Below are 20,818 nucleotides of genomic sequence, written 5' to 3' on the forward strand. Positions count from 1 at the left end.
CGCGCGAGTCAGCCCGCCTGGCTGTGGGCGGCGAACTGGTCGAGCAGACGCGGGAGGGCGTCGTCGCCGAAGAGCAGGTCGAGGCTGGCGGCGGACTCGGCGGCGGCGGATTCGCTGCGGGGGAACAGCATCCGTTCGTAGGCGGCGAGCGCGGCCTCGGTGTCACCGGCGTGGGCGGTGAGGGCCCGGCCGAGTTCGGCGCCGTCGAACATGGCGAGATTGGCGCCCTCGCCGGCGAACGGTGACATCAGGTGGGCGGCGTCGCCCAGCAGGGTGACACCCGGGATCCGGTCCCAGCGGTGGCCGGTGGGCAGGGCGTGGATGTGCCGCGGCACACGGGCGCCGTCGGCCTCGGCGACCAGTGCGCGCAGGCTGTCGTGCCAGCCGTCGAAGTGGGCGAGGACGGCCGCCTTGGCGGCATCCGAGTCGGTGAAATCGATGCCGGTGATCCACTCCTGGGGCGCCTTGCGCGCGACGTAGACGTGCAGGCTGCCGTCGGTCTCGCGGTGGGCGAGGAGAGCCTTGCCGCCGTCGAGCGCGAAGAAGAAGCCGCCGCCGATGACGGCCGCGCTGGCGGGGTGGCGCCGGTCGGCCTCCAGCAGGTCCACCTCGACGAAGGACACGCCGGTGTAGGCGGGGACCGCCGCAGAGAGCAGCGGGCGGATCCTCGACCACGCTCCATCGGCGCCTATGAGCAGGTCGGTGGTGAAGGAACTCCCGTCGGCGAGGGTCACCTCGTGGGGGCCGCCGCCCAGCGGGCGCGCCCCGGTGATCCTGTTGCCCCAGTGGACGGTGCCCTCGGGCAGCGAGGTGAGCAGCAGGTCGCGCAGTTGTCCGCGGTCGACCTCGGGGCGGCTGCCGTCGCCCGGGTCCTGTTGCTCCATCCGTACGACGCCGTGCTTGTCGAGAATGCGCAGGGCCTCGCCGCCGGGGTGGATGAGCCGGCGGAACTTGTCGTGGAGGCCTGCGGCACGCAGCGCCGCCTGCCCGGTGTCCTCGTGGATGTCGAGCATGCCGCCTTGGGTGCGGGCTCCGGCGGACGCCTCCAGGTCGAAGACGGTCGCTTCGGTGCCGTTGACGTGCAGGACGCGGGCCAGGGTGAGGCCGCCGAGGCCGGCGCCGATGATGGCGATGGGGTGGTGGGTGGTCATGCCGATGCTCCTCATGGGGTGAGTTTCAGTCCGCGGAACGGGCCGGAGGGGCCGGGACGGGAGTGTGCATGATGCCGTTGAGCAGCACACGGAAACCCCAGTCGAGCCGGTCCCCGGGCTCGCCCGAAAGCAGCGCGGCGGCGAGTGCGGCGATATGGGGGTGAATGTCGCGGGAGGCGCCGTGCAGGGCCCGGGTCAGGGCGTCCCAGTCGTCCTGGGTGTCGACGGCCCGGTCCTGACCGGCGTGCTCGGCGGCGGTCGCGGTGGCGTACTGCAGCAGTACGTCCACGCCCCAAGCGGCCTGTCCCGGCGGGACGCCGCCCTCGTCCAGCAGAGCCAGCAGCGCCTCGACCAGCCGCAGATAGTGCTCCCCGCTGGGTCGGGCGACCAGCGCCGCACGGGCCAGTTCGGGGTGGGAGAACAGCACCGTCGTGCAGGAGGTGAGCACCTCGATCAGCCGGTCGCGCCAGTCGCCGTCGGTGCTGACCGGGGTCATGTCCACGGAGCCGAGCAGCTCGTCCAGGACCGCAGCGTGCAGCTCGGCGGTATTGCGCACGTAGACGTACAGCGATGCCGGGCCGGTGTCCAGCTCCTGCGCCAGGCGGCGCATGGTGACCTTCTGCAGACCTTCGGACCGCATGATCCGCACTGCGGCGGCGATGATGCCCGCCCGGGTCAGAGCGGGCTTGGCCGGGCGTTCCCGACGACTGAGGGGGCCATTGCCGTGAGTTGCCATGCCTGGAAGGTAGCGAACATGTTCGCCGCGAACAAGTTCTTGACGAACATGTTCGCAACGCCCACCCATGCGATTCGGACCGGACGGCGTTTGAGCCAGGCCTCCTGGACCGCAGCAGAGCAGATGCGACGGGGAGACCCGTCACTCCACCGTCGTCCTCGGAGTGCGCCCTTGATCTCGTCGGCGTTGACTGAGCCCACCGCCCCTGGCCCGCCGGAGAGCGAGGAGAGCGCACCCTCCATGTCCGCACCTCCCGCGCCCCAAGGCCAGTCCGCACCCCCCGGGCCCGAGGGCCAAGGGCCCGGTCCCGGTCCGCCGGCGCTGCGTCAGACGCTGTTCAGCCCCGGCTACGTACGCCTGTTGCTGGTCTCCGTCGTCCTGGGTGTGCCCATCGCGCTCGCCTGTTTCTACTTCGTGAGCCTGCAGCACGAGCTGCAGCACTGGGTGTGGCAGTCCCTGCCGGAGGCCGCCGGATACGACCGGGCGCCCTGGTGGTGGCCCCTGCCCGCGCTGCTGCTGGCCGGGCTGTTGCTCGCGCCCGTCGTCACACGCGCACCGGGGCAGGGCGGACATGTGCCCGTCCACGGTCTCGGCGGCCCGCCGCTCGGGCCGAAGGAACTGCCGGGCGTGCTCTTCGCCGCCCTCGCGACGCTGCCTTTGGGCGTGGTGCTGGGTCCGGAAGCTCCCCTGATGGCGGTGGGCAGCGGCCTTGCCCTGCTCATCCTGCGAGCGGTGCAAAGGGATGCGGACCCCAAGACCGTGCTCGTACTGGGCACCGCCGGCTCCACAACGGCGATCTCCACCATTCTCGGCGGCCCTCTGGTGGCCGCCGTGATGATGGTCGAGGCCGCCGGTCTCGCCGGCTCGCAGCTGGTGCTCCTGCTGCTGCCCTGTCTGCTGGCCAGCGGTGTGGGGGCGCTCGTCTTCACCGGTTTCGGGCAGTGGACCGGGCTGTCGACCGGGGCGCTCACCCTGCCCGAGGTGCCGCCGGACGCGAGCCCGGACGCCGGGGACTTCCTGTGGGGGATTCCCCTGGCGGTGCTGATCGCGGCGATCCTCACCGCCGGGCACCGCCTCGGCCATCTGACGGCGGCGTGGACGCGACGGCGCACCGCCGTCCGCACGATCGCCTGTGCCGCGGCCGTGGGCGTGTTCATCTCCGCGTACGCCCTGGTCACCGGCCGCTCGCCGGAGGAGGCCGCCCTGTCCGGCCAGGCGACCCTGGGCACCCTCGCCGCACATCCCCACGCCTGGTCAATCGGCGCGCTGGCCGCTCTGGTCCTGTTCAAGGGCCTCGCCTGGGGCCTCTGTCTGGGCAGCCTGCGCGGCGGTCCCATCTTCCCGTCGGTGCTGCTCGGTGCCGCCATCGGGATCGCCTGCTCGGGACTGCCGGGACTCGGTACGGCGCCGGGGCTCGCGCTCGGGATGGCCACCGCCACCTCGGTGGTCACCCGCCTCCCGGTCACCAGCGCCGTGCTCTCCTTCCTGCTGCTCGGCACTGACGCGGCCCACCAGATGCCGCTGGTCATCGTCTGCTCGGTTCTCGGCTTCGTCGTCTCCCAACTCCTCGAAGGGGAGCGGAAGTAGGGCGCGACGGACTGATCAGGCCCTGCTTGGCGCGTCGCTGCGGTACACCGCCAGCGCCCAGATGATGAACACGTCGATCGCGATCATGACCACCGACCAGATCGGCGAGTACGGCAGGAACATGAACTCGGCGATGAGGCTGAGCGAGGCCAGGCAGATACCTAGTACCCGCGCCCAGGTGGCGGCCTTGAACAGGCCCCCGGCGGTGATCGCGAGGCAGGCGCCGATTATCAGGTGGATCCAGCCCCAGCCGGTCAGGTTGATGCGGTAGACGTAGTTGCCGACCCGGCCGTACACATCGTCGTCGATGATCGCGGCGATGCCCTGGAGCACGCCGAGCACTCCGATGCACAGCATCAGCACGGCGGCGAATGCGAGACCGCCGGTCACCCACGGGCTGTTCGGTTCTCCTGGCTGCGGCCCCTTGTACGTCGGTGTTCCTACCGGCTGGTCCTGGCTCATGGCGTGGTCCTCTGGTCGGTCCCGTACGCCGGACGCGTCCGGGACTTCGAGCGTCGGCCCGGGCCCACCCCGCCGCCATTCGGGAACGCCCGTCCGGGCGATTCGGGCGCAGGGCGCTCATGCGCCGGTGCACCGTTCGGCCGCTGTCGGGTGGCGGCGGATCGCCGGGGCGGACGATCGTGGTGGGGGCGTGCTTCGGCGGGACGCGACCTCGGGCGGGAGGCTCACGTGGTGCACCGCACAACCAATCCTGGATGGGTGCGGGTGGTGGGTCCACCCCTGTGTCTCGTAGTCGCCACGACCGTCGCGTACTTCCTGCTCCCCCTCGACAACTTCGGACCGCACCGCCCCCTGCTCAGCTGGACGATCTTCTTCGTGGGGCTCGCCATCGTCACGTACCTGCTGCTGCGTCAGATCATGAACGCGTACGTCGACAAGCCGGGCACCCATCCCGTCCTCGTCATTCCCGTCCTGATGTTCCTGGCGGTCCTGCTCTTCTCCGCGACGTACTACGCACTCGCCAAGGACCCGAACGCGTTCACGGGACTGAAGACACGCCTCGACGCCCTGTACTTCACCGTCGTCACGCTGGCGACCGTCGGCTACGGGGACGTGGTGCCAGGGAGCCAGACCGCACGACTGGTGACCATGTTTCAGATCCTCTACAGCTTCGTCGTCCTGACCGCCGCCGCGACCGCGGTGACGCGCCGGGTGCGCAGGCGGGCCGGGGAGCGGCTGGGACGCGACGATCTCACCTGACGGGTCCGTCCCACTTGTCGGGCCTGATGCCACATACGAGCCATGTCGCATCACGGGACACTCATCCTGATCATGGCGATCGCCGTCGTCGCGCCCCTGCTCGCCTACGGTGTCGCCCGCTGGGCTCCCGTCCCCCTGGTGCTCTTCGAGATCCTGCTCGGCATCGCGGTCGGACCCGAAGCACTGGGCTGGGCATCCCACAGCCAGTTCATCGACACCCTCTCCAATCCGGGCCTGTCCATGCTGATCTTCCTCGCCGGGTACGAGATCGAGTTCAGCAGCGTGCGCGGCGGCACCCTTCGCCGGGCGACCTGGGCGTGGGCGGTCTCGCTCGCCCTCGGCCTGGGCATCGCGTTCGCGCTCACCGGTGCGCAGACCGGCAAGAGCTTTGCCATCGGCACGGCGCTCACCAGTACCGCGCTGGGCATCGTCCTGCCGGTCCTGCGCGACAGCGGCGACCTTCAGGGCCGCTTCGGGACCGTCATGCTGGCCTTCGGGGCGGTCGGTGAATTCGGCCCGATCATCGCGTGGAGGCGGGCGAGGCGGCGGCGCTGGTCGGCGCCGCCATGATGTCCGACCTTGTCTTCCCGCTGCTGGCGCTGAAGATCCGCAGCGGGAAGGGGGCTGCCGCCGGGCGGAGCGGGCCGAGGGCACCGAAGCGTGGTGAGGGCCATCCGGACGATGACATCAGGTGACCGGGAACCAGGGAGGGGGACCGCTCGTTGCCCCGTTGGGCAAAGGAATCGTCAAGAGGCGCGGCCCGCGCCGGATTGCGCAGGGGATTTCCATGGGTGTCAGCCTTTCCAAGGGCGGCAATGTCTCGCTGACCAAGGAGGCCCCGGGACTGACCGCGGTCGTCGTGGGCCTCGGCTGGGACGTACGAAGCACCACCGGCACGGACTTCGACCTCGACGCCAGCGCCCTGCTGGTCGATGCCAACGGCAAGGTCGTGTCCGACCAGCACTTCGTGTTCTTCAACAACCTCAAGAGCCCGGACGGCTCCGTCGAGCACACCGGTGACAACCTCACGGGTGAGGGCGAGGGCGACGACGAGCAGATCAAGGTCAACCTCGCGGGCGTGCCGACCGGGGTCGACAAGATCGTCTTCCCGGTCTCGATCCACGAGGGCGAGAGCCGCCAGCAGTCCTTCGGCCAGGTGCGCAACGCCTTCATCCGCGTCGTCAACCAGGCCGGCGGCACCGAGCTCGCTCGCTACGACCTGAGCGAGGACGCCTCGACCGAGACCGCGATGGTCTTCGGTGAGCTGTACCGCAATGCCGCGGAGTGGAAGTTCCGCGCGGTCGGCCAGGGGTACGCCTCGGGTCTGCGGGGCATCGCTCAGGACTTCGGCGTCAACATCTGAGCCGCGTAAGCCTGTTCACCTGCTCAAGGGCCTGATCCTCGACGACTTGTGCGGCGCGGGTCGGGCCCTTGGCACGCCCCGGGGTCCGTCAGCCGCTTCAGCCGACGTACGCGACCAGGGCGTCGCCCGCGGCCCACAGCACGGACGCCGCGACCCGGGTGGTCCGGCGGCCGGGGCGAACGGCGCCGAGGGTGCCCGGGTCTGCGTCCCCAGAGGTCATGGCGACTCCCGTTCCCGTACGGTCGACTCTGGTGCCGGCCAATTCAACGGAACATCCGGCCCGTTGATCATGGTGACGGCGTCGAACCACAGGCGGAGGACCACAGCATGCCGACCGACATCCCCATCGGCCGCGAGGCCCAGACGCTGCCGGGCGTGGAACTGCTGTGGTCCGGCCGGGTCCCCGACCACATCGCCGACGTCCTCGCCCAGCGCAACACCCTCGACAGCGACGAGACCACGCGCCTGGCCGCCTTCGTGCGCGACGCCGACCGCGACTCCTACGCCGTGGCGCACGTGATGCTGCGCCGGCTGCTGGGTGAGCGGCTGGGACAGGCCCCCGAAGCGGTGACACTGTCGCGCGAGCCGTGCGCCCACTGCGGTGGCCCGCACGGGCGGCCCGTCGTCCCCGGCAGCCCCGTGCACTTCTCGCTCTCGCACACCAGTGGCCTGGTGATGATCGCCCTCGCTACGGCACCCGTCGGCATCGACGTCGAAGGCGTCCCCGACGACCCCGCCATCGTCGCCGATGTCGCCACGCAGCTGCACCCGAAGGAGCGTGCACACCTCGCGGCGCTGCTCATGGAGGACCGCGCCGTCGCCTTCGCTCGCTGCTGGACCCGTAAGGAGGCCCTGCTGAAGGCGACCGGAGTCGGCCTGAACGAGGGCCTTGCCCTCACCTATGTCGGGGCCGGGCCCCAACCGGCAGTGAACGCCGACTGGTTGCTGGCCGATCTGCCCGCGGATCCCGGCTACACGGCGGCCCTCGCCGTACGCCGCACCCCGCCCGCGCCCGCCTCTCAGTAGCGCTCGACCAGGTGCTCGCGGCCCGGCGGCGGCTCGTACGCCTCGGGCCAGAAGTCCGTGACGGTCGTGATCCGGCCGTCCTCGTCACCGGTGAAGAAGGTGACCGCGTACATCTCCTCCAGGCCCACGGTGACGTGGATCCAGGTGACGGCCTGGTCGGAGTCGGCCACGATCCGCTGTATGCGCAGGTGCCAGTCGCCCGGATACTCGCGGTTGAACCGGACGCACGCCTCCTTGCCGCGGATCTTCTCGCGGGTCTGCGGCAGGTCGTAGACCACGTCCTCGGCCAGCGTCGCGGCGAAGCCCGTCCAGTCGCGGGCTTCGGCCGAGGACCAGTACGTCTCAACTGTTGTGTGCAGCTCGGTCGCTGAGGTCGATCGGTTCATACGGCGAGTGTGCACCCGGCCACTGACAACCGGGTCTGGGTGATCACGTGCGCGAAGCCTTGAGCGAGTACATCAGCGGTATGCGGGGCCGGTCGGCCGGGAAGCGGTAGTAGCCGTCCTCGTGCCGCGCCAGGACGCCGAAGCGCTCGAACAGTGAGACGTCGTGCTCGTGCAGGAACTCCAGCCGCAGGCCCGCGGCGCTGAGGGCGGAGACGACCTCGCCGACCGGGTGCTGCCACTCGACGCTGCGGTTGTGGACGGTGGGCGCGTCGAAGTCGGCGTACGTACCGGGTGTCTGGTCGATCCAGGCGTCCCGCGCGAAGTAGTCGTTGACGATCCGCGAGCCCGACGCATCGTCCAGGACATCGGTGAGCGGATGGAATTCGGCGAGATAGAGAAAGCCGCCGGGCGCGACGAGGGACGCGGCGGTCTCCGCCCAGCGCCTGATGTCGGGCAGCCAGTTCAGCGCACCGACGCCGGTGTAGACGATGTCGTACGAGGAGTCGGGGACGGCTTCGGCGGCGTCGTAGACATCTGCGGTGACGAACGCCGCACGGTCCGGGCCGAGTCCGAGGTCTGCCGCGAGGCCGCGTGCCGTCTCGACGGCCGGCTCCGAGAAGTCCAGGCCGACGACCTGCGCGGCGCCGCGGCGTGCCCAGCACAGGGTGTCGAGACCGATGTGGCACTGGAGGTGGAGGAGCGTACGGCCGGTCACGTCGCCGACCTCCGCGGCCTCGAAGTCGCGCAGGACGTCCTTGCCCGCGCGGAAGGCGTCCAGGTCGTAGAAGTCGCTGGCCACATGGATGGGAACGCGTTCGTTCCAGCGCGAGCGGTTGGCCTCGCGCCAGTCCGAGGGAGTCGGGGAGTACATGCCGTCGAAGTTATCCACAGGCTGCGGACGACGCGAACGGATTGTCGGGGGTCCGGCGCAGAATGGGGTCATGACTGAGATCACTGACTCCACGCCGGAGCTGCCGGGCACGCCGGAGCTGCCCCACATGCCCGACTGGGAGAAGCGCTTCCGCGCGCCGCGCGTTTCCCTGCCCGACTGGGCGGAGGACGCACCGCACCGCGCGCTCTTCGTGTCGAACGCCACGGGGACGTACGAGCTGTACGCCTGGGACCGGGCGACCGGCGAGCAGCGGCAGGCGACGGACCGGCCGAACGGCACGACGGACGGGGTGCTCTCCCCCGACGGCGCGTCGATCTGGTGGTTCTCGGACACCGACGGGGACGAGTTCGGCGTCTGGATGCGCCAGCCCTTCGGCGGCGGGGACGACGAGCCCGCCGCACCGGGCCTTCGCCCCTCGTACCCGGCGGGCCTGGCGATCGGCCGGGACAGCACCTCGGTGGTCGGCCGCTCGACCGACGAGGACGGCACGACCATTCACGTCGTACGGAAGGACGCGGAGCCGGTCGAGATCTACCGGCACCGGGAGTCGGCCGGGGTCGGCGATCTGTCGCACGACGGGACGCTGATCGCGATCGAGCACACCGAGCACGGTGACGCCATGCACTCGGCGCTGCGCGTGGTGCGCCTCGACGGCAGCCCGGTCGCCGAGCTGGACGACACAAAGGGGGGCACTGAGGAACTGGGGCTGGAGGTCCTCGGTTTTGCTCCGGTGGACGGGGACACCCGGTTGCTCATCGGGCATCAGCGACGCGGCCGCTGGGAGCCGATGATCTGGGACGTCGCATCGGGCGAGGAGTCCGATCTGGCGATCGAGCTGCCGGGCGATGTGAACGCGGAGTGGTATCCGGACGGCTCGGGGCTTCTGGTCGCGCACAGCTTCGAGGCGCGCGGCGAGCTGTGGCGGTACGACCTGGCGACGCGGGAGCTGGAGCGGATCGAGACGCCGGCCGGTTCGGTCTCGGGTGCGACGGCCCGGCCGGACGGGGAGGTGGAGTATCTGTGGTCCTCGGCCGCGCTGCCGCCCCAGGTGCGCTCGACGTCGGGCGGTGTCGTGCTCGATCCCCCGGGCATGAAGGCGCCCGAGTCGGTGCCGGTGGAGGACGCCTGGGTGCAGGGGCCGGGCGGCCTTATCCACGCGCTGGTGCAGAGGCCGGCGGGTTCGACGGGCCCGCTGCCGACCGTCTTCGAGATCCACGGCGGCCCGACCTGGCACGACAGCGACGCCTTCGCGGCGGGCCCGGCGGCATGGATCGACCACGGTTACGCGGTCGTACGGGTCAACTACCGCGGCTCGACGGGGTACGGAAGGGAGTGGACGGACGCCCTCAAGCACCGGGTCGGGCTGATCGAGCTGGAGGACATCGCGGCGGTCCGGAAGTGGGCGGTCACGTCCGGGCTCGCGGATCCGCGGAAGCTGATCCTGGCGGGCGGCTCATGGGGCGGCTATCTGACCCTGCTCGGCCTGGGCACCCAGCCCGAGGCCTGGGCGCTGGGCCTGGCGGCGGTGCCGGTCGCGGACTACGTCACGGCGTACCACGACGAGATGGAGGCCCTGAAGGCGATGGACCGCACCCTGCTGGGCGGTACGCCGGAGGAGGTCCCGGAGCGCTTCGAGACCTCCTCGCCGCTGACGTATGTGGACGCGGTCCGTGCCCCGGTCTACATCTCGGCCGGCGTCAACGACCCGCGCTGCCCGATCCGCCAGGTCGAGAACTATGTGGACCGGCTGGCTGCGCGCGGCGCGGTGCACGAGGTGTACCGGTACGACGCGGGGCACGGCTCGCTGGTGGTGGAGGAGCGGATCAAGCAGGTGGGGCTGGAGATCGCCTTCGCGGCCGAGCACCTGGGGCAGGGGGTGGACCTGGGCTAGCGGAGATGGGCAACGGGCTCCGGGAACGGGGGCGGGCCGAGGACGGGAACGGGGGGCGGGCCGAGGGACGGTCGGCACGTTCCGTACCGTGGGGGTGTGTACCGGTTCCTGCTGACGCCCCGCTGGTGGGGGATCAATATCTTCGTCGTGCTGGCGATCCCCTTCTGTGTCTTCATGGGCTCGTGGCAGCTCGGCAAGTTCGAGGACCGCGTCCACACGCATCAGCAGGCCAAGCAGAAGCCCACGCCGGGTGAGCAGAAGGCCGCGCCTCTCGACGAGCTGCTGCCCGTCGACCAGGAGACGTCGGGGCGGCAGGCGGTGGCCGACGGAAGGTACGGCAAGCAGTTCCTGGTGCCGGACCGGGAGTTGGACGGTGAGCGCGGCTCGTATGTGCTGACGCTGCTCAAGACCGACGGCGGCCGGACGCTGCCGGTGGTCCGCGGCTGGCTGCGGCAGGGCACGCCCGCCCCCGCGGCACCGGCCGGCCGGGTCACCGTGGCCGGCGCCCTGCAGGCCTCGGAGACCCCCGGCACCGACGGGGTGCACACGGCGGGCGGCCTGCCGAGCGGGCAGCTGGGGATGATCAGCGCGGCGTCGCTGGTGAACCTCGTGCCGGACGACGTGTACGACGCGTGGGTCACCCTCACGGAGGCGGACAGCGGGCTGAAGCCGGTCCCGGCGTCCGTGCCGGAGGGCAGCGGGCTGGACCTGAAGGCGTTCCAGAACCTGGGCTACACCGGGGAGTGGTTCGTCTTCGCGGGCTTCGTGCTCTTCATGTGGTTCCGGCTGCTGCGCCGCGAGGCGGAGGCGGAGCGGGACCGCGCGCTCGGCCTGGAGCCGGAGCCGGTGTAACCAGGGCCGCAGCACCGTCCACCCTCGGGCTCCGCCCCGGACCCCCTCATACAGCCCGTCCGGCGTTTGAGGACACGCGGGCGAAGGCCGCATACAGGGTCTCGGGCTTGCCCCCAGCTACCGGACGGGGGTACCTCCCACCGCCGCCGGGCCGTAGGGGGAGGGCGGGCAGTGGCTGTATCGAGGTGCGGCTCCGCCGCGTGGGTCCGCCGCAGGCGCCGGACCGGCCCGTCACTGACCGCTCAGCACACCCGTGCGGTAGATCGTGCCCGAGCACGCGTTGGTGATCGTCGTCTCCGCGCTCGGCGCGCCCACCGCCGTGGTGTGGCTCACCGCGACGCTGCCGTCCGCCGTGCCGCCGCCCTCCGCGGGGACGAGCTGGGGCTGGGTGTTCTCCGAGGTCGTGCCCGTACCCGTACCGGTGCTCGCGCCCGACGAGCCGCCGTCCGACGGCGTGGGCTCGGGCGAGCCTCCGGTGGTCGGGCAGCTGTCCTTCGGGACCCAGGCGAACTTCACCTGGTACGCCGTGTCCGGCTTCAGCAGCAGCGAGCCCGCCTCCAGCGAGGGGTCCGGCAGTCCGGTCGCCGCGTCGCCCGCCGTGTGCTCGACGACCGTGATCTTGGCGGGGTCGGCCGCGCCCAGCGCCTTGAAGTTGACCGTGCCGTCGCCGCTGACCGCGCAGTCGGTCTTGGAGACATTGGTGACGCGGAAGGTGCCGTACACCTTGCCTTCGGCATCCGGCGCCGCCTGTCCCGCAGTGACGCCGAGCTGTCCGGCATCGCAGACCGGGGAGCTCGCGGGCGCGCTACCGGGCGGGTTGACGACGCCGCCCGTCGTGCCGTCCTTGGCGCCGGAGGGCTGCTGTCCCGGCGTCTGGGTCGCGCCGCCCTGGTTCTGCCCGGTGCCCTGGCCGCCGACGGAGGGGCTGTTCGTCCCCGCCTCGCCGTCCTCGGCACCCGCCTCTGACCCGGTGCCGCCCTGCGCCTGTTCGCCGTGTCCGGCGTTGACGGGGTTGGCGCTGTCGCTGCCGCTGGAGTTCGCCACATGCACGAAGGCGGGGACGGCGGTGCCGATCAGCATCACCGCGGCCGCCGCACCCACCAGCGCCTGCCTTTTGCGGGCGCGCCGCGCGGGTACCGCCCTTCGCAGGTGGTCGAGGGCTCCTTCGGAGGGCGCGAGGTCCTGCACGGCCCCTTGCAGCAGCCGCCGCAGGGCAACTTCGTCCCCGCCGAGGCCTCCGAGGCCGCCCAGCTCATTTTCCGGCCCGTTGTTCACAATTCCGTTCCCAGTCCGGTCGTCAAACGGCCCGTCCGGCCCGTACCGCTCAAACCTGTGCCTGTGCCCGCTCATGCCGTGGCCTCCATGGCGACGCGCAGCGCCGCGATGCCCCGCGAGCCGTACGCCTTCACCGAGCCCAGAGAGATCCCCAGCGTCTCGGCGACCTGAGCCTCTGTCATGTCGGCGAAGTACCTCAGCACCAGCACCTCGCGCTGGCGGCGCTGGAGTCCGCGCATGGCCTTGATCAGCGCGTCCCGCTCCAGCTGGTCGTACGCGCCTTCCTCGGCGCTCGCCATGTCCGGCATCGGCTTGGAAAGCAGCTTCAGCCCGAGGATGCGGCGGCGCAGGGCCGACCGCGACAGATTGACCACGGTCTGGCGCAGATACGCCAGGGTCTTCTCCGGGTCCCGCACCCGGTTGCGCGCCGAGTGGACGCGTATGAACGCTTCCTGGACGACGTCCTCGCAGGAGGCCGTGTCGTCGAGAAGCAGGGCCGCGAGACCGAGCAGCGACCGGTAGTGGGCGCGGTAGGTCTCGGTGAGGTGATCGACTGTGGTACCCGCGGCCATGACGTCCTCAGCGCCCTCGCGCTGGGACGAGATGCGGGTGGTGCGGGGCGCGGGCATAGGGGCGATCACCGGCATGCCGCCGGACGGGCGGGGTCTGCGGAGCGGGCGCACTGCAGCGCCGCGGACCGGGACCACCCTGGTGATGTCGAGAACCTCTGCCACGCCTGTTGGACACGCTTCCCCCCGTCAGGGTTGTACGCGTACGCCACCGTTTTTGACGGTGAACCAAATGCGTTCATGCGTACCCGCTCTTCCCCAATGCCCCTTTTCTTCGCGGCACCGTGAAGGGGCAACCGCAAAGACGCTTCCCGCCCAACTGCCGGTTGCAGGAAGGGGGAAGCGCATCGTCGAACATCCTTGCACCCCAGTTCAAGTGGTACAGACCTTCGACTTGATCACAGGGCGTTCACAGATCCTACAAAGCATTCCGCTTCTGCCGCCCCGAATAAGCCGCAAGCGGACAGAGAAGACGGACAGAGAAGGCGGAGAAGACCGAGAAGGATCAGCCGGAGGCGAGCGCGGGCCCGATCTCCGCCGCGACAGCCTCCGCGATCTGCGCGGAGTTGAGCGCGGCACCCTTACGCAGATTGTCGCCGCAGACGAAGAGGTCCAGCGCACAGGGGTCGTCCAGAGCCCGCCGCACCCGCCCCACCCACGTCGGATCGGTCCCCACCACATCGGCGGGTGTGGGAAAGTCGCCGGCCGCCGGATTGTCGTAGAGCACGACTCCGGGCGAGGTCGCCAGGATCTCGTGCGCCCGCTCCACTGTGACTTCACACTCGAACCGCGCGTGCACGGCGAGCGAGTGCGTGGTGAGCACCGGTACGCGGACGAATGTCGCCGCCACCCGCAGCCCCGGCAGATCGAGGATCTTGCGCGTCTCGGCCCGCAGCCCCAGCTCCTCCGAGGACCAGCCGCCGTCCTGGAGGGTCCCGGACCACGGCACCACGTTCAGCGCCAGCGGTGCCGCGAAGGGCCCGAGCTCGTCGCCCACGGCCCTGCGTACGTCTCCGGGCCCGGCACCCAGCTCCGTACCGGCCACGAGCGACAGTTGGGCGCGCAGCGCCGCGACGGCGTCACGTCCCGCGCCGCTGACGGCCTGATAGGAGGAGACGACCAGTTCGCGCAGCCCGAACTCGGCGTGCAGCGCGCCCACCGCCGGAACCATCGCGAGCGTGGTGTCGTGCGGACTCGCGACAATGCCGCGCGGGCGGACCCGTACGGCATGCGGATTGACCTCGGGGACGACCAGTGGCACATCCGGATCCAGCCGGAAGGCGCCCGAATTGTCCACGACGACCGCGCCGTTGGCCGCGGCGATCGGCGCCCACTGTGCGGACACCGCGTCCGGTACGAGGAAGAGCGCGACGTCGACGCCCGTCAGGGCCTCTTCGCAGAGCGCGACGACCTCGGTCTCCTCTCCGCGCACGGCCAGCTTGCGGCCGGCCGAGCGCGGCGAGGCGACCAGCCGTATGTCGCCCCAGACATCCGCGTGCTGCGAAAGGATCTGGAGCATCACCGAGCCGACGGCCCCGGTCGCTCCGACGACCGCGAGCGTCGGCTTGCGGGTCATCGCCCGGTGCCTCCGTAGACGACCGCCTCGTCGGAGTCGGAGTCGAGACCGAAGGCGGTGTGCACGGCGCGCACGGCCTCGTTGACGTCGTCGGCGCGCGTCACCACCGAGATACGGATCTCCGAGGTGGAGATCAGCTCGATGTTCACGCCCGCGTCGGAGAGCGCCTCGAAGAAGGAGGCGGTGACGCCGGGGTTGGTCTTCATGCCCGCGCCGACGAGCGAGATCTTGCCGATCTGGTCGTCGTAGCGCAGCGATTCGAAGCCGATCCCGGCCTTCGCCTTCTCCAGCGCGTCGATGGCCTTGCGGCCGTCCGTCTTCGGGAGGGTGAAGGAGATGTCGGTCAGGGCGGTGGTGGCCGCCGAGACGTTCTGCACGACCATGTCGATGTTGATCTCGGCATCGGCGATCGTACGGAAGATGGCCGCGGCCTCGCCCGGCTTGTCCGGCACTCCGACGACCGTGACCTTGGCCTCGGAGACGTCGTGGGCGACTCCGGAGATGATGGCGTGCTCCACCTGCTGGTCCCCTTGCGGCTCGTTGCTGACCCAGGTGCCGCGCAGCCCCGAGAAGGACGAGCGGACGTGGATCGGGATGTTGTATCGGCGTGCGTACTCGACGCAGCGGTGCAGCAGCACCTTGGAGCCGGAGGCGGCGAGCTCCAGCATGTCCTCGAAGGCGATCCAGTCGATCTTCTTCGCCTTCTTCACGACCCGGGGGTCGGCGGTGAAGACGCCGTCGACGTCGGTGTAGATCTCACAGACCTCGGCGTCGAGGGCGGCGGCCAGGGCGACGGCGGTGGTGTCCGATCCGCCGCGGCCGAGGGTGGTGATGTCCTTCTTGTCCTGGGACACACCCTGGAAGCCCGCGACGATGGCGATGTTGCCCTCGTCCAGCGCCGTACGGATCCGGCCCGGCGTCACATCGATGATGCGCGCTTTGTTGTGGACCGAGTCGGTGATGACGCCTGCCTGGCTGCCGGTGAACGACTGGGCCTCGTGGCCCAGGTTTTTGATCGCCATCGCCAGCAGGGCCATGGAGATCCGCTCTCCGGCGGTCAGCAGCATGTCGAATTCGCGCCCGGCAGGGATCGGGGATACCTGCTCGGCGAGATCGATCAGCTCGTCCGTCGTGTCGCCCATCGCGGATACCACGACGACCACCTGGTGGCCGTTCTTCTTGGCATCGACGATTCGCTTGGCGACGCGCTTGATGCCTTCGGCATCGGCAACGGAGGAGCCTCCGTACTTCTGCACGACAAGGCCCACGTGCGCTCCTCGCTCAGTCTGTTTCGTTCCGCACTACTGCGGTCGGCTCAGTCTAACGAGCGGCCGGACTCCGACCCGGTGCTGTCACATGGTGAGATGTCCCGCTCACTACGTGATCATCAGGAAGGGTCACGGCCGCTCGGATCGACTCCTGCCCCGCCTGGTGCGCGCTACGCGAGGTGTGGGCCGGGTCACACCCTGGGCTCGTGGTTTTCGGCCGAACGTCGGCGGTCACGTGGAGTGACTCCTGTCGGGGCTGGGCGATGCGGCCTCCCGCGTCCCCGGCCACCGCGGAGAGCGCTCAGGTGGCCGTACGCAGGCCCAGCGGGCCCGCGATCTCCTGCACCATCACCTTCCCGGCCTCCTCGGCCAGGGCGTCCTCGGCTAGGTCCTCGTCCGTGTCGAGGCCGTCCAGCTCCTCCAGCGGCTGGTCCAGCCTGACGTGCGCGACCAGCGACTGCAGCGCGCGCAGCGTCGCGGAGGCGGTCGGGCCCCAGTTGGAGAAGTACGAGAACTGCCACCACCACAGCGCCTCGCTCGTGCGGCCCGCACGGTAGTGGGCCAGACCGTGCCGCAGGTCGGTGACGATGTCCGCGAGGTTGTCGGAGATCCGGGAGGCGACCGGAGCCTTGCGCGGCTCGTACGGGTCGAAGACCTCGGAGAAGACGTCGACCGGGTCGAGCAGCACGGCGAAGCGCTCGCGCAGGTCGTCGACGTCCACGTCGGGGCCGGTGTCCGGTTCGTACCGCTCGTCCGGAATGATGTCCTCGTGCGCGCCCAGCCGGCCGCCCGTCAGCAGGAGTTGGGAGACCTCCAGCAGCAGGAAGGGCACCGCGCTGTCCGGCTCGTCGCCCTTCGCGACTTCCGTGGTCGCGACGATGAAGGACTCGATCGAGTCGGCGATCTGGACCGCGAAACTGTCCGGGTCCTGATTGACGGCGTGCAGATTGGCGTCAGACATCGAGAAGTCGTCTCCCCTCGAAGGCACGCCCCAGCGTGACCTCGTCGGCGTATTCCAAGTCTCCCCCCACGGGCAGACCGCTGGCCAGTCTTGTGACCTTCAGGCCCATCGGCTTGATCATGCGCGCCAGGTACGTGGCGGTGGCTTCGCCCTCGAGATTGGGATCCGTGGCGATGATCAGCTCCGTGATCGTGCCGTCCGCGAGGCGGGCCAGCAGCTCACGGATCCGCAGGTCGTCGGGGCCGACGCCCTCGATGGGGCTGATGGCCCCGCCGAGCACGTGGTAGCGGCCCCGGAACTCCCGGGTCCGCTCGATCGCGACAACGTCCTTCGGTTCCTCCACCACGCAGATGACCGAGTGGTCGCGGCGCGGGTCACGGCAGATGTTGCACTGTTCCTGCTGCGCGACATTGCCGCACACCGCACAGAAGCGGACCTTGTCCTTCACCTCGAGCAGCGCGTGGGCGAGCCGGCGTACGTCGGTCGGCTCGGCCTGGAGGATGTGGAAGGCGATCCGCTGCGCGCTCTTGGGACCGACGCCGGGCAGCCTGCCCAGTTCGTCGATGAGGTCCTGAACCACGCCTTCGTACAACGGAACGCCTCTCGTGGAGTGCTGTGGTGCTTACGGTAGTTGGTGAGCCTGCGCCTTAGTAGGGCAGGCCCGGCATGCCGCCCAGCCCCTGGGCGAGCGGGCCGAGCTTCTCCTGCTGAAGCTGCTGCGCGTTCTCGTTCGCGGCCTGGACGGCGGCGACGACCAGATCCGCGAGAGTCTCGGTGTCGTCGGGGTCGACGGCCTTGGGGTCGATGACGAGGCCGCGCAGCTCGCCGGAGCCGGTGACGGTGGCCTTCACCAGGCCGCCGCCCGCCTGACCGTCGACCTCGGTCTGTGCCAGCTCTTCCTGGGCCCGCGCGAGATCCTGCTGCATCTTCTGGGCCTGCTGGAGGAGCTGCTGCATATTGGGCTGGCCACCACCGGGAATCACGGTCACTCCTGGCATTTCGACGACGATTGTTCGGTAAGCCGAGCCTACGTGCTCGCCGGGCGGCTCGCCCCACCCTGCGGTGACCAACTCTTTCGAGTGAGTGGGCGCGGACACCCCTAGCTGATCAAGGACCTCTTGTGGGCGGAAATACCGGTATTTCTGGCGCACAGCCCACCATTCGGCGGTAGGAAGGGCATGCGCATCAGAATGCACGCGCGCACCGTATGTACACGCAGTGTTACGTCGTTCCACCTCGTTCCACGTCGTAGAGGAGTGCACCGGTGAGCCAGCCGGACATGCAGCCCGGGGGGCCGGCCCGGGGCGAGCGCGGCGAGGCGCCGCGCCGTGACCTGGCCGGGAGGCCGTTTCCGCTCGGCGACTGGGGAGAACCGGCGGAGAGGCTCGACGAGCTGTACCGGTGGGTCGAGGCGGGCGCGCTGCGTACGGCTCAGTGGTATCTGGTGGACCGCGTGTGGAAACGCCGGGCGGCGCGGGTGCTGCGCATCGGCACGGCTCTGGGCGTGATCGCCGGGGCCGTGCTCCCCCTCCTGGAGGTGACGGGCGTACGGGACGGGACGTCGAGGTGGGGGTATCTGTCGCTGCTGCTGGGAGCGGCCTGCCTGGCGTGCGACCGGTACTTCGGGCTGACGTCGGGCTGGATAAGGAACGTCGCCACGGCGCAGGCGGTGCAGCGCAAACTGCTGGGGCTGCAGTTCGACTGGGCGTCGGAGTGCGTACGGGAGGTGCTGGGCCCGGCGGAGGGCACGGCGAGCGAGGCGGCGGAGAGGTGCCTGGGGGTACTGCGGCGGTTCACGGAGGACGTAGCGGAGCTGGTGCGGTCGGAGACGGCGGACTGGATGGTGGAGTTCGGCTCGGGCCCGGCGCCGCTGGTGATGCAGTCGACGGGGGCGGCGCCGGGGCGGCAGGTGGAAGGGCACCCGTCGGGTCGGGTGCCGCTGCCGCCGGGGGCGCGGCCGAACATGCCGCGACAGCGACCGCCGGAGGCGCCGCGCTGAGCCCGGACGCCGGGGCTGCGCCCCGGACCCCGCGCGTCATCTCACCGGGACCCCCACGGGGCTGTTTTTGGGCGGGGCACCCGGACCCCGGGCAGCGGCGGTTTCGTGCCGCACGGCGGCTCGGCTTCCGCCCCCCGGGTCTAGGCCGTGTCTGACAAATCTCGCCTGGCGCGCGACGCCCGGCACGCACACTCGCTGCGTTGTCGGAGTCATCCAAGTACGTCCAGTACGAGGATGGTCCTCCGCCTTGCGATTGCACGCACCGGACGCCGCGCACCCCGCCCTGCGGGCGGACGGCGCTATTTGTCAGACACGGCCTAGGGGACAGGCGCTAACGGCGGGACGTGATCGCCCTCGTCACGATCGGGGGCAACAGGTCCTTCGCCAGGCGGCGGGCGCGGGACGGGCGGCGGCGCGGGGCCGCTGCAGCCGCGACGGCGGGCACGGGCGCGGGTGCGACCGGATCGGGCTTCGGGGCCGGCGTATGGCGGGACTTCGGGTGCGGCGGCACCTCCGCCTTGTTGCCCTTGATGCGGATCAGCGGCAGGCCGGCCACCTCCTCCACCCCGTGCCACAGGTCCGTACGCGACTCCAGCCACGTCAGCAGCGCCTGGCGCGCCGGTGCCGGGTCGCCCCACGTGCCGTACAGCTTCGTGCCCGTGATCACGATCGGCTTCAGGCCCGAGGTCGCCACCGCGCCCCACACCGCGGCCGAGACCCCGGGGCAGTGTTCCGCGCGGAAGTCGTCGAAGGACACGATGCCCTCCGGCTGCAGCAGCGTCTTCGCCGCCTCGATGTCGCCGTGCACGTGCTCGTACAGGTGCGACGCGTCGACATGCACGAAGCGACAGCTCCCCGCGCTCACCCGCGAGGTGATCACGGAGGTCGGCGCCTGCACCATCGTGGGCAGTTCGGCGTGGAACGACAGATAGTTCGCCTCGAACGCCTGCCTCGTCAGCGTCGAGTACGACCGGTCCATCTCCGCGCTGTTGGAGTCGTCCGGTGCCGGCGAGTCCCACAGGTCGCAGACCGTGAACTCCTCTCCCTCCCGCAGATAGTCGGCCGTGAAGATCGCACTCTTGCCCAGGTACGCCCCGAGCTCGAGCAGATCCCCTCTCCCGTCCGGATCCGTGTCCCGCTGATAGGACAGGAACCAGTCGAAGAGGAGCTGGTCCACGGGCCAGAACCAGCCCTTGACGTCTGCGAAGCGCGTGGGCCGGGGGAGCGCTTCGTCCGCGATCTCCCCCGTCGCCGGGGTACTCGTCTGTGACATGCACTGGTCCTACCGGGCGGACATGTCCCGGAGCTTAAGGCCGCGCGTTCAGCGGATGTGCGCAGGATGTGCGTCAGCTGAAAATGATCATTGAGCCCTGGCCGAGGCTGCGCGTCGCCGCCGCGTGCAGCCCGAGCCACACGTGCCGTTCCCGCGCGAACGGGCTCTCGTCGTACGGAATCGGCCCCGCCGGTTCCTCCAGCGAAGTCGGCCGGTCCGGCGGCCGCGGTGCCTGCGGCGGGTTCGCCGGGTCGATGCCGATCGAGGGCGCGACGAACTCCAGCTCCCGCAGCAGGCCCTGCGTGGAGCCCAGCGGACCGCCCCCGGCGAGCAGTTCGTCGTTGAACAGCGGCGAGGTGAAGTCGACGGGAACGTATGCCCCGGCGTGGTCGTAGTGCCAGACCAGATGCGACTGCTGCGCCGTCGCCTCGAACATCTCCAGCAACTGCTCGTAGTCACCGCCCAGTTCGTCCACCGGGGTCACCGCGAGCCCGCACAGCTGCAGCAGGTAGGCGCGCCGCAGGAAGTGCAGCGCGTCGTAGTCGAAGCCCGCGACCGGCGCCACATCGCCGGACAGGCCTGGCATGTACGCGAAGACGGGGACGGTCGGCAGTCCCGCGTCGGTCAGTGCCTTGTCGTAGGCGGCGATCTCTTCGGCGAAGGGGTTGTCGGGGCTGTGGCACAGCACGTCGACGAGGGGGACCAGCCACAGGTCACAGGCCAAGGGAAGGCTCGCTCTCCAGGGTGTCGGGCACAGGGTCGGGCAAAAGATCAGGCACAAGATCGGGGACA

General features: G+C 70.4%; 22 protein-coding genes and 1 pseudogene. 8 read left to right on the forward strand and 15 right to left on the reverse strand.

The window, feature by feature from the left end; translation table 11 throughout:
- Positions 1–8 precede the first annotated feature (8 nt).
- Both OG905_RS18985 and OG905_RS18990 read right to left on the reverse strand, forming a co-directional pair.
- A complete protein-coding gene (locus tag OG905_RS18985) occupies positions 9–1,151 on the reverse strand; it encodes an FAD-dependent oxidoreductase (protein WP_328673482.1) in 1,143 nt (380 codons plus the stop codon).
- Between the two features lie 25 nt (positions 1,152–1,176).
- Positions 1,177–1,887, reverse strand: coding sequence for a TetR/AcrR family transcriptional regulator (locus OG905_RS18990; RefSeq protein WP_328673485.1), 711 nt, complete (start codon positions 1,885–1,887; stop codon positions 1,177–1,179).
- A gap of 240 nt (positions 1,888–2,127) precedes the next feature.
- Here OG905_RS18990 and OG905_RS18995 point away from each other — a divergent pair, with 240 nt between their 5' ends.
- The gene (locus tag OG905_RS18995) at positions 2,128–3,474 is read left to right on the forward strand and encodes a chloride channel protein (protein WP_328673486.1); all 1,347 of its coding nucleotides are present in this window, start codon (positions 2,128–2,130) and stop codon (positions 3,472–3,474) included.
- Positions 3,475–3,489: 15 nt separating this feature from the next.
- Here OG905_RS18995 and OG905_RS19000 read toward each other — a convergent pair whose 3' ends face one another.
- Positions 3,490–3,936 carry a DUF7144 family membrane protein gene (locus tag OG905_RS19000; protein ID WP_328673489.1) on the reverse strand — a complete coding sequence of 149 codons (447 nt, stop codon included), beginning with the start codon at positions 3,934–3,936 and terminating at the stop codon, positions 3,490–3,492.
- 228 nt (positions 3,937–4,164) lie between these two features.
- On the opposite strand from OG905_RS19000, the gene OG905_RS19005 reads away from it, so the two are divergent.
- From OG905_RS19005 to OG905_RS19015, 3 genes and pseudogenes are all read left to right on the forward strand, one after another.
- On the forward strand, positions 4,165–4,695 hold the full coding sequence (locus OG905_RS19005; protein WP_443043956.1) for a potassium channel family protein: 531 nt from the start codon (positions 4,165–4,167) through the stop codon (positions 4,693–4,695).
- 42 nt (positions 4,696–4,737) lie between these two features.
- A pseudogene (locus OG905_RS19010) lies at positions 4,738–5,223 on the forward strand (cation:proton antiporter); the annotation flags it as partial.
- Between the two features lie 259 nt (positions 5,224–5,482).
- Entirely contained in the window at positions 5,483–6,058 is a 576-nt protein-coding gene (locus tag OG905_RS19015; protein WP_328673490.1) for a TerD family protein, read from the forward strand.
- Between the two features lie 97 nt (positions 6,059–6,155).
- Here the strand turns inward: OG905_RS19015 and OG905_RS19020 are convergent, their stop codons facing one another.
- Entirely contained in the window at positions 6,156–6,278 is a 123-nt protein-coding gene (locus tag OG905_RS19020; protein ID WP_328673492.1) for a hypothetical protein, read from the reverse strand.
- 107 nt (positions 6,279–6,385) lie between these two features.
- Here OG905_RS19020 and OG905_RS19025 point away from each other — a divergent pair, with 107 nt between their 5' ends.
- Entirely contained in the window at positions 6,386–7,084 is a 699-nt protein-coding gene (locus tag OG905_RS19025; RefSeq protein ID WP_328673495.1) for a 4'-phosphopantetheinyl transferase family protein, read from the forward strand.
- On the opposite strand, the gene OG905_RS19030 is transcribed toward OG905_RS19025, so the two are convergent.
- On the reverse strand, positions 7,078–7,470 hold the full coding sequence (locus tag OG905_RS19030; RefSeq protein WP_328673497.1) for a nuclear transport factor 2 family protein: 393 nt from the start codon (positions 7,468–7,470) through the stop codon (positions 7,078–7,080). The genes OG905_RS19025 and OG905_RS19030 overlap by 7 nt on opposite strands.
- Positions 7,471–7,513: 43 nt before the next feature.
- Positions 7,514–8,341, reverse strand: coding sequence for a class I SAM-dependent methyltransferase (locus OG905_RS19035; RefSeq protein WP_328673499.1), 828 nt, complete (start codon positions 8,339–8,341; stop codon positions 7,514–7,516).
- A gap of 70 nt (positions 8,342–8,411) precedes the next feature.
- Between OG905_RS19035 and OG905_RS19040 the strand changes: the two genes are divergently transcribed.
- Positions 8,412–10,253: a S9 family peptidase gene (locus OG905_RS19040; protein ID WP_328673501.1), complete on the forward strand. Its 1,842-nt coding sequence runs from the start codon at positions 8,412–8,414 to the stop codon at positions 10,251–10,253.
- Between the two features lie 96 nt (positions 10,254–10,349).
- A complete protein-coding gene (locus tag OG905_RS19045) occupies positions 10,350–11,105 on the forward strand; it encodes an SURF1 family protein (RefSeq protein WP_328673503.1) in 756 nt (251 codons plus the stop codon).
- A gap of 231 nt (positions 11,106–11,336) precedes the next feature.
- Here the strand turns inward: OG905_RS19045 and OG905_RS19050 are convergent, their stop codons facing one another.
- The 7 genes from OG905_RS19050 to OG905_RS19080 all read right to left on the reverse strand — a co-directional run bounded on the left by OG905_RS19050 (position 11,337) and on the right by OG905_RS19080 (position 17,737).
- Positions 11,337–12,380 carry a hypothetical protein gene (locus tag OG905_RS19050; RefSeq protein WP_328673505.1) on the reverse strand — a complete coding sequence of 348 codons (1,044 nt, stop codon included), beginning with the start codon at positions 12,378–12,380 and terminating at the stop codon, positions 11,337–11,339.
- Between the two features lie 71 nt (positions 12,381–12,451).
- Positions 12,452–13,114 (reverse strand): SigE family RNA polymerase sigma factor, encoded by a 663-nt coding sequence (locus tag OG905_RS19055; RefSeq protein WP_266479952.1) that lies wholly within the window; start codon positions 13,112–13,114, stop codon positions 12,452–12,454.
- A gap of 340 nt (positions 13,115–13,454) precedes the next feature.
- Positions 13,455–14,525 carry an aspartate-semialdehyde dehydrogenase gene (locus tag OG905_RS19060; protein WP_328673510.1) on the reverse strand — a complete coding sequence of 357 codons (1,071 nt, stop codon included), beginning with the start codon at positions 14,523–14,525 and terminating at the stop codon, positions 13,455–13,457.
- Entirely contained in the window at positions 14,522–15,793 is a 1,272-nt protein-coding gene (locus OG905_RS19065; protein WP_266479957.1) for an aspartate kinase, read from the reverse strand. The genes OG905_RS19060 and OG905_RS19065 overlap by 4 nt, the downstream gene beginning before the upstream one ends.
- Positions 15,794–16,094: 301 nt before the next feature.
- Positions 16,095–16,754: a DUF5063 domain-containing protein gene (locus OG905_RS19070; RefSeq protein WP_328673513.1), complete on the reverse strand. Its 660-nt coding sequence runs from the start codon at positions 16,752–16,754 to the stop codon at positions 16,095–16,097.
- Positions 16,747–17,346: a recombination mediator RecR gene (gene recR, locus OG905_RS19075; protein WP_142214508.1), complete on the reverse strand. Its 600-nt coding sequence runs from the start codon at positions 17,344–17,346 to the stop codon at positions 16,747–16,749. The genes OG905_RS19070 and recR overlap by 8 nt, the downstream gene beginning before the upstream one ends.
- A 55-nt stretch (positions 17,347–17,401) precedes the next feature.
- The gene (locus OG905_RS19080) at positions 17,402–17,737 is read right to left on the reverse strand and encodes a YbaB/EbfC family nucleoid-associated protein (protein WP_328682451.1); all 336 of its coding nucleotides are present in this window, start codon (positions 17,735–17,737) and stop codon (positions 17,402–17,404) included.
- 281 nt (positions 17,738–18,018) lie between these two features.
- Here OG905_RS19080 and OG905_RS19085 point away from each other — a divergent pair, with 281 nt between their 5' ends.
- Positions 18,019–18,753, forward strand: coding sequence for an SLATT domain-containing protein (locus OG905_RS19085; protein ID WP_328673516.1), 735 nt, complete (start codon positions 18,019–18,021; stop codon positions 18,751–18,753).
- Positions 18,754–19,084: 331 nt separating this feature from the next.
- Here OG905_RS19085 and OG905_RS19090 read toward each other — a convergent pair whose 3' ends face one another.
- Together OG905_RS19090 and OG905_RS19095 are read right to left on the reverse strand one after the other, a co-directional pair.
- Complete coding sequence (locus OG905_RS19090) at positions 19,085–20,026, reverse strand: class I SAM-dependent methyltransferase (protein ID WP_328673518.1); 942 nt, start codon at positions 20,024–20,026, stop codon at positions 19,085–19,087.
- A 73-nt stretch (positions 20,027–20,099) separates the two neighbouring features.
- Positions 20,100–20,750 (reverse strand): hypothetical protein, encoded by a 651-nt coding sequence (locus tag OG905_RS19095; protein ID WP_328673520.1) that lies wholly within the window; start codon positions 20,748–20,750, stop codon positions 20,100–20,102.
- Positions 20,751–20,818 lie beyond the last annotated feature (68 nt).

Source organism: Streptomyces sp. NBC_00322 (assembly GCF_036147535.1).
Lineage (GTDB): Bacteria > Actinomycetota > Actinomycetes > Streptomycetales > Streptomycetaceae > Streptomyces.

Excerpts from the sequence above, each read along its gene's own strand:
- OG905_RS18985 (WP_328673482.1), bottom strand. The coding sequence starts at position 1,151 with ATGACCACCCACCACCCCATCGCCATCATCGGCGCCGGCCTCGGCGGC.
- OG905_RS18990 (WP_328673485.1), bottom strand. The coding sequence starts at position 1,887 with ATGGCAACTCACGGCAATGGCCCCCTCAGTCGTCGGGAACGCCCGGCC.
- OG905_RS18995 (WP_328673486.1), top strand. The coding sequence starts at position 2,128 with ATGTCCGCACCTCCCGCGCCCCAAGGCCAGTCCGCACCCCCCGGGCCC.
- OG905_RS19000 (WP_328673489.1), bottom strand. The coding sequence starts at position 3,936 with ATGAGCCAGGACCAGCCGGTAGGAACACCGACGTACAAGGGGCCGCAG.
- OG905_RS19015 (WP_328673490.1), top strand. The coding sequence starts at position 5,483 with ATGGGTGTCAGCCTTTCCAAGGGCGGCAATGTCTCGCTGACCAAGGAG.
- OG905_RS19020 (WP_328673492.1), bottom strand. The coding sequence starts at position 6,278 with ATGACCTCTGGGGACGCAGACCCGGGCACCCTCGGCGCCGTTCGCCCC.
- OG905_RS19025 (WP_328673495.1), top strand. The coding sequence starts at position 6,386 with ATGCCGACCGACATCCCCATCGGCCGCGAGGCCCAGACGCTGCCGGGC.
- OG905_RS19030 (WP_328673497.1), bottom strand. The coding sequence starts at position 7,470 with ATGAACCGATCGACCTCAGCGACCGAGCTGCACACAACAGTTGAGACG.
- OG905_RS19035 (WP_328673499.1), bottom strand. The coding sequence starts at position 8,341 with ATGTACTCCCCGACTCCCTCGGACTGGCGCGAGGCCAACCGCTCGCGC.
- OG905_RS19040 (WP_328673501.1), top strand. The coding sequence starts at position 8,412 with ATGACTGAGATCACTGACTCCACGCCGGAGCTGCCGGGCACGCCGGAG.
- OG905_RS19060 (WP_328673510.1), bottom strand. The coding sequence starts at position 14,525 with ATGACCCGCAAGCCGACGCTCGCGGTCGTCGGAGCGACCGGGGCCGTC.
- OG905_RS19070 (WP_328673513.1), bottom strand. The coding sequence starts at position 16,754 with ATGTCTGACGCCAATCTGCACGCCGTCAATCAGGACCCGGACAGTTTC.
- OG905_RS19090 (WP_328673518.1), bottom strand. The coding sequence starts at position 20,026 with ATGTCACAGACGAGTACCCCGGCGACGGGGGAGATCGCGGACGAAGCG.